This is a genomic window from Flavobacteriales bacterium, assembly GCA_030584065.1.
Classification (GTDB): Bacteria; Bacteroidota; Bacteroidia; order Flavobacteriales_F; family PHOS-HE28; genus PHOS-HE28.
This window is the reverse complement of the sequence record CP129489.1, coordinates 1,356,246-1,368,610: the sequence shown is the minus strand read 5'-3', so window position 1 is coordinate 1,368,610 and position 12,365 is coordinate 1,356,246. Positions and strand designations below refer to the sequence as shown.

The 12,365-nt window shown below is 65.7% G+C and carries 6 protein-coding genes; 3 read left to right on the top strand and 3 right to left on the bottom strand.

What is annotated here, in order from left to right; all coding sequences use genetic code 11:
* Positions 1-50: 50 nt before the first annotated feature.
* From QY325_06040 to argS, 3 genes are all read left to right on the top strand, one after another.
* Complete coding sequence (locus QY325_06040) at positions 51-989, top strand: arginase (GenBank protein WKZ67483.1); 939 nt, start codon at positions 51-53, stop codon at positions 987-989.
* Between the two features lie 82 nt (positions 990-1,071).
* The gene (locus QY325_06035; protein WKZ67482.1) at positions 1,072-1,998 is read left to right on the top strand and encodes an arginine deiminase-related protein; all 927 of its coding nucleotides are present in this window, start codon (positions 1,072-1,074) and stop codon (positions 1,996-1,998) included.
* Positions 1,999-2,080: 82 nt separating this feature from the next.
* Positions 2,081-3,883 (top strand): arginine--tRNA ligase, encoded by a 1,803-nt coding sequence (argS, locus tag QY325_06030; GenBank protein WKZ67481.1) that lies wholly within the window; start codon positions 2,081-2,083, stop codon positions 3,881-3,883.
* An 80-nt stretch (positions 3,884-3,963) separates the two neighbouring features.
* On the opposite strand, the gene QY325_06025 is transcribed toward argS, so the two are convergent.
* The 3 genes from QY325_06025 to QY325_06015 all read right to left on the bottom strand — a co-directional run bounded on the left by QY325_06025 (position 3,964) and on the right by QY325_06015 (position 12,254).
* Positions 3,964-4,962 carry a type IX secretion system membrane protein PorP/SprF gene (locus tag QY325_06025; protein WKZ67480.1) on the bottom strand — a complete coding sequence of 333 codons (999 nt, stop codon included), beginning with the start codon at positions 4,960-4,962 and terminating at the stop codon, positions 3,964-3,966.
* A 2-nt stretch (positions 4,963-4,964) separates the two neighbouring features.
* Positions 4,965-10,472 (bottom strand): PKD domain-containing protein, encoded by a 5,508-nt coding sequence (locus QY325_06020; protein WKZ67479.1) that lies wholly within the window; start codon positions 10,470-10,472, stop codon positions 4,965-4,967.
* A 231-nt stretch (positions 10,473-10,703) separates the two neighbouring features.
* On the bottom strand, positions 10,704-12,254 hold the full coding sequence (locus QY325_06015) for a hypothetical protein (protein ID WKZ67478.1): 1,551 nt from the start codon (positions 12,252-12,254) through the stop codon (positions 10,704-10,706).
* Positions 12,255-12,365 lie beyond the last annotated feature (111 nt).

Below are 12,365 nucleotides of genomic sequence, written 5' to 3'. Positions count from 1 at the left end.
CTTACCTTCGCCCGCAACGGCCGTTGCGCACCAGCGCCGCGGCAACGACCATGGAATTGCGATTGATCGAGGCGGCCTCGGAGATCGGGGCGGGCAAACGGGGCGCCAGCATGGGCATGGCCGCCTTGCGCGTGGCGGCGTGGAAGCTGGGCAGCGAGCTCTTCGGCCATGCCGAAGAGAGCATCCTGCGCGATGAGAACGATGTGCTCTACGAGGACGACCGCAGCCCCAGTGCCCACCACATCGACGGGCTCATCCGCTTCGAGAGCGACTTGGCGTACGAGGTATATAAATACCTGCGGAACAGTGTTTTCCCAATCGTGGTCGGAGGGGATCATTCAATCGCCATCGGCTCGGTATCGGGCACCAAGATGGCCTTCCCCGATAAGCGCCTCGGGGTGGTCTGGATCGATGCCCATGCCGACCTCCACACCCCCTGGACCACCCCCAGCGGCAACGTGCACGGCATGCCCTTGGCGCTGCTCATGCAGATTGAGAAGAAGGGCCGCAACCGTCCGCGGGTGTATACCATGGATACCTGGGATCGCCTGCGGAAGATCGGTGTCCACGGCCCCAAGCTCCTCCCCGGCGACCTGGTCTTCATCGCCCTGCGCGACTATGAGCCCGAGGAGGAGGCCATCATCAAGGAGCACGGCATCAAGGTCATCACCGTGGCGGACCTCCGCAGGAAGGGGGGCGATGCGGTGGTGAAGGAGACCCTGGCCCACCTCAGCGGCTGCGACCGGCTGCACATCAGCTTCGATGTGGACAGCCTGGACCCCAGCATTTCGGTCGGCACCGGCACCCCTGTCCCGGATGGGCTCTTCCTCGAGGAGGCCAAGGCCTTGCTCAGCGGCTTCTGCGCCGACCCGAAGACCGCCACCCTCGACGTGGTGGAGATCAACCCGGCGCTCGATAGCGGCAATGCCATGGCCGAGGCCACGCTTTCCATCCTGGAGCCGCTCTTCCCCATCCTGCGCGCGCGATGAACGGTCAGGTACCCATCCGGCCTGTATTCCAACAGCACATGAGCGTTCGGTGCGCCGGCTTGGTGCGTTAGCCACAGGGCCAGTGATCCCCCACCAGTCCGCCTCCGCCGTCATCCTGGTCCGCCCCACGGGCTTCGGCTACGACCCGGAGACGGCCGCCAGCAACGAGTTCCAGCAGCGGATCCCGGTGGACGATGCGCGCCGGTCGGCTGCCGAGGAGTTCGATGGCCTGCTCGAGGCCCTGCGCCGCTGCGGCATCGGCTTCACGGTGCTCGATCCCTTCCACCCCGGCGCGCCCAACGGCGTGTTCCCCAACAACTGGTTCAGCACGCATGCCGATGGCACGGTCGTGCTGTACCCCATGCTCACGCCCAGCCGCCGCGCTGAGCGCGACCCCGACCTGGCGCGCGCGCTCGAGGCCGAGGGCTTCACCGTTCGCCAGACAATCGACATCAGCGGCTGGGAGCACCACGGCCGCATCCTCGAGGGCACCGGAAGCCTCGTGCTCGACCGCCTGAAGCGTCGCGCCTATGCCTGCCTTTCGCCACGCACCACGGAGGCGGCCCTCACCGCCTGGTGCGATCGGCTGGGCCATTCCCCCATCGCCTTCACCGCTACCATGGATGGCCGGATCAACGGCGCCCCCATCTACCATACCAATGTGGTCATGAGCCTGGGCACGGATTGGGCGCTGGTCTGCTTCGATGCCCTGCCCTACCCGGGCGACCGCCAGGAAGTGGAGGAGGAATTGGCCCGGAGCGGCCGTGAGGTCATCGCCTTCGATCTGCCGCAGCTCTACAGATTCGTGGGCAACGCCTTGGAGCTGCGCGGTGCCAGCGGGGCGTGCATCCTGCTCTCGGAGACGGCCTTCCATGCCCTCAAGCCCTTCCAGCGCATCGCCCTGGAGCGCCATGCGCGGCTCATCCCCGTTGCTGTGCCCACCATCGAGGCCATCGGGGGAGGCAGCGTGCGCTGCATGATGGCGGAGAATTTCCTGAGCAGGGCCTAGTCATCCGTTGACGGCTGTCGGTGGCCAGGCGTTGACGGACAACTGACAACGAACAACCGACATCCCCTTCTTTTGCACCCCGATGTTCCAGGACAGACTCCGCTCCCAGCTCGTTCCTGCGCTGCAAGGCGCCTTCAAGGACCTTTTCGGCCATGACCTCGATGCCAAGGCCATCGGCTTCCAGCAGACCCGGCCGGAGTTCGAGGGCGATGTCACCATCAACGTTTTCCCCTTTCTGAAGCTCAGCGGCAAGGGCCCGGAGCAGACAGCCCAGGCCATCGGCGAGCACCTCGTGGCCCACGTGCCCGTGGTGGAGCGCTTCAACGTGGTGAAGGGCTTCCTCAACATCGTGATCGGCGATGCCTACTGGCTGGGCTTCCTGCGCGAAGCGGGCGAGCGCGATATCCTCAGCTTCCCCGCCACGGGCAGGAAGGTGATGGTGGAGTACGCCAGTCCCAACACCAACAAGCCGCTCCACCTGGGGCACCTGCGCAACATCTTCCTCGGATACAGCGTCAGCCGCATCCTGCAGGCCTCTGGTTATGAGGTGATCAAGGCCCAGGTGATCAACGACCGCGGCATCCACATCTGCAAGAGCATGCTGGCCTGGCAGAAGTTCGGCCAAGGCGAGACCCCGCAGAGCAGCGGCCTCAAGGGCGACAAGCTCGTGGGCAAGTACTACGTGGAGTTCGACAAGGCTTACAAGGCCGAGATCGATGCCCTCGTGGCTGCCGGGAAACCGAAGGAGGAAGCGGAGAAGACCGCGCCCATCCTGCTGGAGGCACAGGAGATGCTCCGCCAATGGGAGGCCAACGACCCCGCCGTGCGCACGCTGTGGGAGACCATGAACGGCTGGGTGTACGAAGGCTTCAACGCCACCTACGCCCGCGCCGGAGTGGACTTCGACCGCAACTACTACGAGAGCCAGACCTACGTGCTGGGCAAGGTCGATGTGCTCGAAGGCCTGAAGAATGGCGTGTTCTACGAGAAGGACGGCGCCGTGTGGGTGGACAATACCGCCGAGGGCCTCGATGAGAAGGTGCTCCTGCGCCGCGATGGCACCAGCGTGTACATGACGCAGGACATCGGCACGGCCATCAAGCGCTTCGAGGAGTATCCCGGCCTCAGCAAGCTCATCTACACCGTGGGCAACGAGCAGGACTACCACTTCAAGGTCCTGTTCATCATCCTCAAGAAGCTGGGCTTCGCCTGGGCCGATGAGCTCTTCCACCTCAGCTACGGCATGGTGGACCTGCCCAGCGGCAAGATGAAGAGCCGCGAAGGCACCGTGGTGGACGCCGACGACCTCATAGACGAGGTGGTTTCCGAAGCGCGCCGCATGGGCGAGGAGCTCAGCAAGCTGGACGATTTCACCGAGGCGGAGAAGGCGTCCTTGTATGAGATGATCGGCCTGGCCGCGCTCAAGTACTTCCTGCTGAAGGTGGACCCGAAGAAGCGCATGCTCTTCGACCCCGCCGCCAGCATCGACCTGCAGGGGCACACGGGGCCATTCATCCAGTACACCTACGCGCGGGTCAAAAGCCTGCTGCGGAAGGCGGAAGGATCGGATGATCAGATGGTCAGAAGACCAGATGATCGGATCGGATCCGGGGGCTTGCTTCCCGAAGAACGAACGGTGATCAAGCTACTGCACCACCTGCCGGCCGTGCTGGATGAAGCGGCCACCAAGCTGGATCCCTCCGCCTTGGCGAACCACACCTACGAACTGGTGAAGGCCTACAACGCGTTCTACCAGGGCGTGCCGGTGCTGAAGGAGGTGGACGCCGCCAAGCGCGCCTTCCGCCTGGACCTGAGCGCCGCCGTGGCCAACGCCACCAAGCGGGCCATGTGGTGCCTGGGCATCGAAGTGCCTGAGCGGATGTAACCGTTCGTTGTCCGTCCAAGACCTCGGGAATCTCACCAGGACGACCGGAAGAGCTTGGTCATTCCTTGTGCCGGCCAGGTTCAGAATTTCGGGCAGGGCACGATACGGTGCTTGCGGTTCTTGGCTTTCCTGGGCCACTCGTAGATCAGGCTGATCTCATGGGCGCCAGCGCTCCGCATCGTGAGCTTGCTGATGGTGACATCGTAGCTGTACACGAAGCGCAGCTGGTTCTCGGTCTGGTAGCCTGCCATGAGGATCACCGCCTCATTGTTGCCGTAGCCCTGCTTGTAAGCCTTCACAAGCGGCAACCCACGGTACCAGAGCCCGGCGGTGAATTGCTGGTGGTCGATGTACCAGCCGAGGTCGAGCTGGTCCCACTTGCCCTGCATCTTGTAGTGCGTGGCCACGGTCATCCGCGTCTCGCTCTTGCTCAGGCTGCGCTGCCCGTCGATGGGGAAACGATAGCCTGCATGCACGCTCATCCGGCGCTCGAGCGGGGCATGTCCGCCGATCATCAGGCTCATGTTGGGGCGGTTGAGATGGTTCACGCTCACCCCGGCCCACAGCGACTCGCTGTAGTACATGAGGCCGCCGGCAAGGTCGAGGTAGTTCACGCGCTCCATGAGATTGGGCTCTATGGTCTGGGCTGCGTTGTCGCGTATCACCTGGTCTGCGAAGAGGTAGCCGCCCGGGTCCACTCCGCGCATGGTGTACCCCAGGCGCAGGCCGCCGCGCACAGCTCGGCGGTAGTTGATGCGCGCCTCATAGCTGTAGCTGAGGCCCACGGTGGTGCTGGTGAGCCCGCTGGTACCGGCCTTGTCACGCAGCACCATGCCGCCGATGCCGGCGTTCACCGTGCTGAAGCGGTGGTCGTAGGCGGCCATGTAGGTCTCATAGCCCGGCTGCACGCCCGGCCATTGCAGGCGGTAGTTGAGCGCGATCCGGTCCTGGTGGGTGTTGCCGGTGAGCGCGGGATTGAGGTATTGCGGAGCGGCGTACCACTGCGAGAATTGCGGGTCCTGCGCATGCACGGCGCCAGCGGTGGCCGCCATGAGCAGCAGGGCGGTATGCCGGCGCATCCTCATCGGAAGAGGGTGAGATCGGTGAGCCGCTGCTCCTCCTTGCCGTCAACGAAGCGGAACCAGGTCTGGACCACATAGACATCCTGGGGGCTCAGCTGGCCGCGGTAGTAGCCGTCCCACCCGACGCGCATGTCGTTGCTCTCGAAGATGAGCTCGCCCCAGCGGTTGAAGACGCGCATGCGGAACTCATCCACGAAGCGGGCGAAGGGGTAGAAGACGTCATTGCTCAGGTCGTTGGGGTCCCAGGTGCCGCCGTTGCCGCCGTTGGTGTTCGGGGTGAAAGCCGTGGGGATGGTGATCTCGTAGACCGGACTGATGGTGATGGTCGCATCGGCCTCGTCGGTGCAGCCATGGATGTCGGTCACGGTGAGGGTCACCTGGAAGGTGCCCACTTCCACATAGCCGTGGGTGGGATTGCTGGCCGTGCTGGTGCCGCCATCGCCGAAGAGCCAGTCCCAAGCGGCGATGCTGCCGGTGCTCTGGTCAGTGAAGCTGATGCTTGCGTTGTCGGCGGTGGTGCTGTAGGTGCTGGCGCTGAAACCTGCGGTGGGGGGAAGCCAGGCATTGATGGTGCCGGGCACAGGGGCCGTGGACGTGCATCCCAAGGAGGTGCTCACGGAGAGGGAGGCGCTGTAGGTTCCGGCTTGGTACACGATCACCGGGCTGGGGGCGCTGCTCACCGAACCATTGCCGAGGTCCCAGGAGTAGCTGATGCCGGGTGGCAGCTGCAGGTCGGGATAGTCCACGGTGAGCGGTGCGCAGCCCTGCGCGATGATGGGCGGCAGGCTGATGGCCGGCGGCGTTTGTACGCGCAATTCCACGACGCGTTGCAGCGTATCCCCGCATTGATCGATGACGGTGACGGTGAGGTCCCGGTCCGTGGTGAATGGCACTGTGAAGGGCCCCGGGCCGCTGGCGCCCAGGTCGAGCCAGCTCATGCTGTAGGTGCCGGGATAACCGGTGAGCGCGGCCCCGACCGCGGCGGGCGCACCGCCCGGGCAGATGGTTGTGTCGCCGTAGGCGGAGAGGGTGGCGTTCGCAAGGTCGAGGACATAGACGGGCTCCAGTAGGGTGGGCGAAGCGCATCCGCTCTGGTCGGTGACTGTTAGCTGGACGAGCTGCGATTGGCTGAAGGCGACGGTGATCGGATTGCCGCTGCCGAGCGGCCCCCAGCTGTAGCTGAGTGTGCCGGTACCTCCGGTGGCCTGAGCGACCAAGGGCACCGGGGCGTTCACGCACACGGTGTCGGGCACGGACAGCTGTACCACGATGGGCGGTGGCTGCGTGATGGAACCGCTGGCCTGTGCGGTGCATCCGTTGGCGTCGGTGACGGTGACGCTGAGGTCGCCGGCCGGGAGCATCACGATGGTGGCAGTGGACTGGCCGCCGCTCCAGGAGAAGCTGTACTGGGGCGTTCCGCCGCTCACCTGCACGTTGGCCGTTCCGTTGCTGCCGCCGTTGCAGGTCACACCGGTTACGTTGAGCGCGGCGATGGCCAGCGGAGGCGGCTCTGCGATGACCGCGGTGAGGGCGGTGTCGCAGCCCAGGGCATCGGTCACCGTCACGGTGTAGCTGCCGGGTTGGAGCCCGGTGGCATTGGCCGTGGTCTGGCCCAGCGGATCGTTCCATAGATAAGCGTTGCCCGGCGCATCGGGTGCGAAGAGGATGGATCCGTTGCCATTGCCATGGCAATCCACGGCGGTCGCGGCGAGCCCTGCGCCGATGAAGGCGTTGCTCAGGGCCAGCGTCACCTGGTCGGAGGCGGCCGGGCAGTAGGATCCGCCATTGGCGGTCAGGGTGAGCGTGACGGACCCGGCGAGGATCTCGGCGGTAGCGGGCATGTACTGGATGGCGGCGCCCGATCCGATGATGGTGCCCGTGCCGCCGGTCCAGGCGATGCTGGTGGCATTGACGCTGGTGCCGTTGATGGCCACCGGATAGCTGCCCATGCAGGCCACCTGGTCCGGACCGGCATCGGCGGCGGGCGGTTGCTCAAGCGCATCGATGGTGGCGATGCCGACGGCCACGGCGCAGTTGTTCGCATCGCCCACGCCCACGATGTAGGAACCAGCCCCTGCGGTGATGGCGGGTGTCGTGGCGCCGTTGCTCCAGAGGTAGCTGTATGGCGGTGTTCCGCCAGTGGCCGTCACCGCCGCGGTGCCATCGGCGAAGCCGGCGCAGGTCTCATCGGAGGAGACCAGCTCGGCGATGGCGATGGCGCTGGGCTGGCCAACGGTGACGTTGAGAACCGTGCTGCAGCCGAAGGGGTCGGTGACCATCACCGTATGGCCGCCGGCCATCAGGCCCGTGGCGGTGGCGGTGCTGGCACCATTGCTCCATTGGTAGGAGAAGGCCGGGCTATCGGGGCTCACCGTAGCCGATCCGTTGGTGGAGCCGTTGCAGGTGGCGTCGGTGGCGCTGGCGATGATCCCTTGGAAGCTGTTGGGGATGCTGATGTAGAGCTGGTCCGATGCGGGCGGGCAGTTGTCGTTGCCGGTGGTGGTGAAGGTGAGGGTCACGCCACCGGCAGCGATGTCCGAGGGCCCGGGCGTGTAGCTCACGCTGGGCCAGGTTCCGGTGAAGGAGCCCGTTCCGCCGCTCCATGCGCCTCCGGTCGCATTGGTGATGCTCCCGAAGAGGGTGATGGGGAAGCTGCCCACGCACCCCACGAGGTCCGCGCCAGCATCGGCCGCATTGGGCAGCGCTGCGGCATTGATCGTGGCGGTTCCCGTGGCCGGCGCGCAGTTGTTGGCGTCGGTCACCGTGACCGTGTAGGTGCCGGCGCCGGCGGTGATCGTCGGCGTGGTGGCGCCATTGCTCCAGAGATAGGAGTAGGGCTGCGTGCCGCCCGAGACCACCGCCGATGCGGTGCCATTTGCGGACCCCGCACAGGTCTCGTCCGTAATGGTGATGTCGGCTACCGCCACGGCGGCTGCAGGACCGATGCTGGTGCTCAGGCTGATGGTGCAACCATAGGCATCGGTGACGGTCACGGTGTAGTCGCCGGCGCCCAAGCCGGTGGCGATGGCTGCGGTCTGCACGGGCACCGTGCTCCATGAGTAGGTGAAGCCGGGCAGTGCGGGGGTGAAGGCGGCAGCCCCGGTGGTGGTTCCGAAGCAGATCGCGTCTGTCGGTGTCACAACGGCATCCGCGAAGCTGTTCGGGATCTGGATGAAGAGCTCATCGGTAGCCGGTGGACAGCCGGTGTTGCCGGTGGTGGTGAGCGTGAGGGTGACGCCGTTGGCGGCGATCTCGGCGGCGCTCGGTGCATACAGCACATTGGGCCATGCGCCCGTGAACGTGCCGGTGCCTCCGCTCCACGCGCCGCCGTCGGCGTTGGTCACCGTGCCGCTGAGCGCGATGGGGAGGCTGCCGATGCAGCCGACTAGGTCTGCGCCGGCATCCGCCAGGTTGGGCTGTGCCGCCGCGCTGATGGTGCCGCTGGCGGTGGCCGGTGCGCAGCCGTTGGCATCCGTGATGGATACCGTGTACGTACCGGCCGCGGCTGTGAGCACGTTGCCCGTGGCTCCATTGCTCCATGTATAGGCGTAGGGCCCAGTGCCCCCGGTGGCCGTGGCAACCAGGTAGCCGTCAGAGGCGCCGGCGCAGCTCTCGTCGAAGGCGGCGAGGTTTGCCAGGCTGATGGCCGCAGGCGCCGCCACGGTCGCACTCAGGCTGGTGCTGCACCCCAGGCCATCGGAGATGATGACCCCATAGGTCCCCGCAGCGAGGCCTGTGGCCGTTGCCGCGGTTTGGGCCGGCGTGGTGCTCCACGAATAGGTGAGGCCGGACTGTCCCCCGGTGACCGTTGCGCTGCCGGTGGCCGCTCCGTTGCAGTCGGCATCCGTCGCCGTGATGCCGACGCCGGCGAAGCTGTTGGGCAGCGAGAGCACCATCTGGTCCGATGCCGGCGGGCAATTGTCATTGCCCGTGGTGGTGAGGGTGAGCATCACGCTGCCGGCAGCCACCTCGGCCGCGGTAGGTGTGTAGGCGATACCGGGCCAGGAGCCGCTGAAGGTGCCCGCTCCGCCGCTCCAGGTGCCGCCGGTGGCGTTCGTCACGGAGCCGCCGAGTGCGATGGGGAAGCTGCCCACGCAACCGACGGCATCCGGCCCGGCGTCAGCCGCATTGGGCTGGGCGATGGTGCCGATGGTGCCGGAGAGGGGGGGAGAGACGCAGTTGTTCGCATCCGTGATGGTCACCGTGTAGGTGCCGGGCGGCGCCATGATGCTCGGGGTGGTGGCACCGGTGCTCCAATCATAGTTGAATGGCGCGGTGCCGGTGGTGACATTGGCCGTGGCGGTGCCATTGCCGCTGCCCAGGCAGGATTCGCCTGTGGTGGCCACGGTGCCGAAGAGCCCCGGAATCACCGTCACGCTGTAGATGTAGGTCTGGAAGGCAGGGATCGGGCAGGCCCCGTCGCTCACGTTCACGATGAAGGGGAAGAAGCCGGAGGTGTTGGGCTGGGCGGTCCAGCAAACCTGGGCCTGCATCGGATTGCCCGCGGTGTAGGTGAAGGTGGCGCCCGGCAGATTCTGGCCGATGTTGCTGAAGGCGGTCAGCACGTTCGGCAGGTTGGGGTCGTCGATGGCGAAAGAGAAGCAGAAGCTGCCCGACTCGCACACCTGGATCGCCCTCGGACCCAACTGAACGGCGCTCCCGGTCAGGGCCTGCACCACCCCGGCAGCAGGGTTCGGCGGGTCGTTTCCGCATGGATAGGCGACGAACTGCATGTCGCGCATCACCGAGCCTGCAAGTACGCCGTTCACCCAATGGTTCACGCGCACCACCACCACCCAGTTGCCCTGCACATTGAGGACGAAGTTCACCTCGCCGGTCGATGGGTCGAGCGTGATGCCAGGGATGGGATCCGTGGCCGTGTAAGGGTTCACATAGGGAATGGAGGCGCCATTGAGCCCCATGGCATTGATGAACTCGTAGCTGAGGGAGTCGCTCTCCGGATCCCAGGCGCCGAAGCTGTAGGTGATGGGATAGCCCATGCACACATACGGGATGGCGGTATTGGAGAACTGCGGCGAGTCGTTGCAGCCCATGGTGGTGTTCACCACAGCGCGGATGTGCGTGCGCTGGGTGCCCGGGTTCTGCAGGTTCACGATGGCGTTGTTCCGGTAGATGTTCGTGTAGGAGATGGTCCACGAATCGCAGGGGGGCAGCGTCACGATGCCGGTGTAGGTGAACTGCTGGATGCCGGGCAGCGGCCCGCCGTTGCAGGTGCTGTTGGGGAGCTCCGCCCCGCAGAGCTGCGATATTTCCGTGGGCCCGTTGTGCGCCACGGTCATGCTCGTGTTGCCGCAGGGACTGGTGAGCTGCAGCGTCACCGAGGGGTCCACGTTGATGCCAGCGCAGTCCCGGTACACCATAAGGGTGATGCGGTACTGGTTGTTGCCGAGGCAATCCCAGTAGATCTCACCGCCGCTGAAGTGCGTGGCGCGACCGGTGATCGCGGTCGTGAGCAGCAGCAGGATGAGCGTGATTCTGCGGAGCATCGGTCCTGGACAGGGTACGTGAACCCGCCTGTTCCTACGACGCGTCGCAGCATGCGGTTACCCGGGCCGCGCCCGGCAAGGGTTTGCGCAGGCCCCTTCATCGGCGGCGTGCACTGCTTCAGCGCATCAGGGATGCGCCCCATCGCCCTGCGCCGCAGGACTGTCGAATCCCGGGGATGGGAAATGCGAAGGGCCGCTCATGGCGGCCCTTCGGTCCATCGAATCCGATGCTCAGCGCTGCACCATCACACAGGTGCGTTGGATGCCCGCATCGCTGCGGAGCTCCAGGACGTACCGGCCATCAGCCACACCGGTCATGTCCAATGTGATCGGATCGCAGGTGCGCACTTCGGTGCGGGCGACCCGGCCGGCGGCATCCACCAGGCGCGCCTCAACCGCACCAGTTGCACCATGGGCCACACTCAGCGCCGCTCCCGCGCAGGGGTTCGGCCATACGAGGAGGCCATGGCGCTGAATGCTCGCCTGCTCGCCGAGCACCCAGTCTACGGCGTAGCGCACCACGGCCGCATCATTGTCGGTCTGCGCGCTGAATCCGGAGGTGAAGCCGGCGGTGATGATCTTGCCATCGGCCTGCATGGCCACGGCATTGGCATCATCGAAATCCGGCTGGATGGAAGTCACCGCTACGCCATCGGTGCCGAACGACTGCACAAGGTCGCCGCTGCTGGTGAGCCGAGCCACGAAGAAGTCACGGGGAGAAGCGAAGCCCGGCGCGCCGGTGGTGCCGCAGATGATGATGTTGCCGCCCACACCGATGGCCGCATCGAGGCCGAGTTCCATGTCGTTGAGGTCGATCAGGCGCGGCGAACCGCCGTTGAACAACGGTGAGAAGTTGCCATTGTCGCGCAGCCGGGCCACGTAGATGTCGTCGTCGCCGTTGCCGATGGCCGCTCCGGTGACGTAGATATCCGTGCCGCGAACCGCCATCCCATGGGCCACCGATCCATTGGTGCCGATGGTCAGCAGGGCAACACCGTTGGATCCGAATTGGGCTACGGGAAGCCCGGTGGCATCGACCATCCAGGCCAGGGAGCGGTACTCAAAGCCGCTGGTGGCGTAACCGACGCCCAGGATGCTCCCATCGTCCAGCAGAGCGAGGTCATTCAGCTTGCTCTCGGAGGAGAGGTCGTCGAGGATGGCGATGCCCCCGTTGCCGAACCCCGCATCCAGTTCACCTTGCGGCGTGATCCGCATGAGCATGGCGTCGCGGATGAAGTCATCTCCGATCGCCGATCCGGCAAGGACCACATGGTCATCGCCTGCAATGGCCAGCCCATCGATCACGGCATCGCCGCTCCCCACGGGAATGGTGAGCACGCCGTCGGTGCCATAGGAGCCATCGGGCTGGCCGTTGGCATCGGTGCGCACCACCGCCACCACGCTCTGCGCGAAGGTGGGATAGGCAGTCCCGGCCACATAGATGCGCCCCTCGGAGTCGCGGCCCATGGCATAGCCGTAGGCTTCCTCCCCGATGCTGATGAAGGTGTAGCCCTCGTCGGTGCCGAAGGCCTCATCGAGGCTCCCGTCCTCCAGCAGGTGCGCTAGGAAGATGGCGTTGCTCCCTTCGATGCGCGCCACGCCGCAGATGAGCGAGCTGTTGTCATCCAGCGCCATGATGTCGTACGCCACATCGTGGAGGTCGCCTGGCTGGAGGATGACGATGCCGGCGTTGCCGTAATCCGGATCGGGCACGCCGGATTGGCCCGAAGCGGCGCGAAGGGTGAGCATCGCAGCGAAGAGCAGGGTGTAGCGTTTCCTCATGGGGGCTTGGTTTGGTACGCGCGAAGATGGTCATTTCGCTGCACGGGCCATGTGGATGGCGGGAAGGGAAGAACGAGGGGCTCCCGCTGGGAGCCCCTCGCCTGGTTCGAT

What these genes read in the sequence shown, in the direction of transcription:
- QY325_06040 (WKZ67483.1), top strand. Translation starts at nt 51, where the DNA reads ATGGAATTGCGATTGATCGAGGCGGCCTCGGAGATCGGGGCGGGCAAA.
- argS (WKZ67481.1), top strand. Translation starts at nt 2,081, where the DNA reads ATGTTCCAGGACAGACTCCGCTCCCAGCTCGTTCCTGCGCTGCAAGGC.
- QY325_06025 (WKZ67480.1), bottom strand. Translation starts at nt 4,962, where the DNA reads ATGCGCCGGCATACCGCCCTGCTGCTCATGGCGGCCACCGCTGGCGCC.
- QY325_06020 (WKZ67479.1), bottom strand. Translation starts at nt 10,472, where the DNA reads ATGCTCCGCAGAATCACGCTCATCCTGCTGCTGCTCACGACCGCGATC.
- QY325_06015 (WKZ67478.1), bottom strand. Translation starts at nt 12,254, where the DNA reads ATGAGGAAACGCTACACCCTGCTCTTCGCTGCGATGCTCACCCTTCGC.